The sequence below is a fragment of the Rhizobacter sp. P2_H2 genome, from assembly GCF_056403375.1.
Window position 1 is genome coordinate 1 of sequence record NZ_JBFUFP010001545.1, and the last position, 924, is coordinate 924.

The following is a 924-nucleotide window of genomic DNA, read 5'->3' on the forward strand; positions in this document are numbered from 1 at the left end:
GCTGCGCGGCGATGCGGCGCTGCAACGCAAGCTGCTGGGAGTCTGACGAGATGGCTGCACCGATTCTTCATGTCGATGGCCTGCGCAAGCAGTACCGGCGCGGCTGGCCGGACCGGCAGACGACGTTCTCGCTGGAGGCCGACTTCCAGGTCGACGGCCCCGGCATCATCGGCGTGATGGGCGCCAACGGCGCSGGCAAGACGACGATGTTCGAGCTGATCACCGGCGGCAACGCGCCGAGCGGCGGGCGGGTGATGGTGGCGGGGCAGGACATCCACAAGGTGCGGTATCGCGAGCGCGACCGGCTGGCCTTGCACTACCACCAGTCGTACCAGGTGCGCTCGTTCAAGCGCGACCGGCCGAACTTCATACTGGAGCATGCGGGCGCGGAGCGTGCGGTGGTGCACCTGTTCGACGAGCCGCAGTTCAACACGCAGGACGGCTACATCGGCTTCATGCTGGAGTTCTTCCGCAAGCTGCGCAACCACGGCAAGCTGGTGTTCCTGTGCCTGCACCCGAACGAGCCGGTGCACATGGAGATCCTGGCCGACATCTGCGAGCGCTACATCTTCGTGCACAAGGACGAGAGCCGGGTCAGCCGGCTGATGCATGCGACGACGATGGGGGAGTTGTGCATGCAGGCGAGCGTGCGGAACTACCTCGGGAGGCTGGCGCCGGTTTCTGCCTGATGGGCGTTGGTGCGGAAGGCGCGTGTGGGGAGGCTGTGGCGCGCCGTCGGGTGCGGTCATCACCCCTGGCGGGGCGCTGACTGCCCTGCGCTGACTGGTTTCAAGGCCCGTCGTCGAAACTCCCTCCACTCACTTCGTTCGTTGTGGTCAAACAGTCGACGACAGTCAGTTCACGATCGCGCTTCGCGCGGGGCCATGAAACCAGCCAGCTCCGGCGCCCCCTCCTTATTGGCGC

1 protein-coding gene is annotated in these 924 nt (G+C 66.2%); it reads left to right on the top strand.

The annotated features are described in order from the left end of the window. Positions 1 to 689: ATP-binding cassette domain-containing protein (locus AC1D15_RS34620; protein WP_477829637.1), on the top strand; the 689-nt coding region annotated here is incomplete at its 5' end. Between the last annotated feature and the right edge of the window lie 235 nt (positions 690 to 924).